The organism is Streptomyces katrae (genome assembly GCF_000966975.1).
In the GTDB taxonomy this organism is placed as follows: domain Bacteria; phylum Actinomycetota; class Actinomycetes; order Streptomycetales; family Streptomycetaceae; genus Streptomyces; species Streptomyces katrae.
This window is the reverse complement of record NZ_JZWV01001553.1, coordinates 1-2127: the sequence shown is the minus strand read 5'-3', so window position 1 is coordinate 2127 and position 2127 is coordinate 1. Positions and strand designations below refer to the sequence as shown.

The following is a 2127-nucleotide window of genomic DNA, read 5'->3' as shown; positions in this document are numbered from 1 at the left end:
CAACGCTCGGCCGACTGGACGTCGGGACGCACGATGGACGACCGGACGCCGGCGTCCGAGTGGAGGTGGATCGACGTGGTCACCCCCGGAACGCGCCTCGCCAGCGTCCAGCGGGCCCTCGCGAAACTGGACGTCCGGGACCTGGGTGTCGGATCCACCCTGGCCGCGCTCGCCCGTGCCGACCTCATCGAGCAGGACGAGGTTCCGCGCGGTCGCGGCCGGGCCGTACGGGCGAAGATGACCAGGACCGGCCGGGCCGCTGTCCGGGCGGCGCTCAAAACCGCTCCCGGCCGCCGCACGGGCGAACTCGCCGACTGGGCCTGGGAGATCCTGGTAGGCCTGTGGCAGGCGGACGGCGCCCAGGTCCGGGCCGGCGGCCCCGCAGTGGAACGCGCCCTCCTCGACCAGAGGCCAGCCCCGCGAGGCGCTGAATAGGCGCTACGACTGGGGTTCGAGAGGACGGGACACCCCAGCCACGTGCTGGAGGGTCCGCGGCCTGGAACGCCTCCACGCCCAAGGCCCCGCGCCGCACGCCTTTACCTTCCACCACGCGTTCACCCCGGACGCAACCCCGTCCGGCCTCAAGGACATCGGGCCGGAGGGCGACGGGGTCCGCTGAGACTCTATTCTCCGGCGGCCACGAGTTTGAAGACGCGATCCGGGCGACCGATCGACGTCCAGGACATTCCGGAGCCGTCATACTGGAAAACGGTTCCGTTTGCGCCCACTCTATACACGGTGTCATCGGTTACCGCGTATGAGATGGTGAAGTCGCCTATGCGTTCCCAACTACCGGGGCTACCTCGGTATCGGAATAGTCCATGGGCGTCGAAGGAACTGCCGATGAGTCCGAATCCGCCGGCCTGGATGTTTGTGGTACCGCCTGGCGGGCTTCCCACGTCGGTCCAGGAAGTTCCGACACCGTCGTATTCGAATACGGTACGGCCGTGGGGTTCGGTTCTGTAGACGGTATCGGACGAGACGGCGTACGCGCCGCCCTTGTCTCCGATATGCTGCCATTCGCCCGGAGTTCCGGAGTAGAGGAATGCGTGACCGTCGATGGAGTTTGGCATCTGGGCCATCAGGCCGAATCGGCCGCCGACGATCTCGAAGACCGAATTGCCGATCTGACTCCAGAGCGGCCTCGCGTCGTCGTCGAAGCCGTCGAACTGCAGCACGGCGTTCCCGTCGGCGGACTTCTTGTACACGGTGTCGTCGGTCACTGTGAAGGATGCTGCGGGCGCACTGATGAATTGCCAGTCGAAGGGGTTTCCGTTGTAGCTGAATTCCTGGTCGGCTGTGTCTCCGTCCGCACTCCCGATGAGGAGGCCCCACCCGCCGCCGAAAGTGCCGGTGACCGTGACAGGTCCTTGGATTTGAGTCCACGACGTTCCGAACCCGTCGTACCGGTAAACGGCGTTGATGTCATCTTCGTTGTCGATGGTCACTGCGTTGATGGTAAGGGCCACGGATATCACCTGCCTGGCTTGGATGTCCGGCCGTGTGCGCCGACGGTGTCCTCAAGCCCGATAACCAGCCTGCTGCATCGTCAGGGAGGGTGCAACCGGGCTCTGGCCTGACGGGCGGCCTGCCGACGAGGCCGCCCGCGAGTAGTCCTCAACCGCGGTACGCCGCCACGGCGATCCGGACGAACGCCGCCACCAGCGGGTTCGCGTCGCCCTCCGGCCAGGCCACCACCACGCGGCTCGGAGCCATGTCGGCGAGCGGTACAGTCCCTCGGTCGGGGCGTGGCCGAGCGGGGCGAGGCCGAGGGTGGCGTTCCAGCGGACGGCCTGGAGGCACTCCTGTACCGCGCGGACGACCGGGCCCTCACGGGGCTCGCCGCCGTGCCAGTAGGCCTGCCAGAGCGGATCGGTGCCCGGGGGGGAAGCGGAACCAGCGCCGGCCGGCCAGGTCGGCGAGCTCCAGGCGCTCCCTCCCGGCCAGCGGATCGTTCGCGCGCCGGAGCGCCCCACGGGATCGTCGCGGAGCTCACGCACCGTCAGGCCGGTCCGGTCGAACGGCCCGCAGGTCAGGGCGACGTCGACGCGCCCGGCCCGCAGCCCGCACGTCGGATCGGCCAGGCCGGTCTACGTCCTGCGCGTGAAGGTGGCCTGACCCCAGGAC

General features: G+C 68.6%; 2 protein-coding genes and 1 pseudogene. 1 reads left to right on the top strand and 2 read right to left on the bottom strand.

The features are described from left to right. A partial coding sequence (locus tag VR44_RS39130) for a hypothetical protein (protein WP_211275228.1) occupies positions 1-435 on the top strand: 435 nt, incomplete at its 5' end. A gap of 188 nt (positions 436-623) precedes the next feature. Here VR44_RS39130 and VR44_RS39125 read toward each other — a convergent pair. Continuing rightward, entirely contained in the window at positions 624-1448 is an 825-nt protein-coding gene (locus VR44_RS39125; RefSeq protein WP_157880554.1) for a hypothetical protein, read from the bottom strand. 169 nt (positions 1449-1617) lie between these two features. Next, positions 1618-2090 (bottom strand): annotated as a pseudogene (locus VR44_RS39120) (LysR substrate-binding domain-containing protein); the annotation flags it as partial. Positions 2091-2127: the final 37 nt, after the last annotated feature.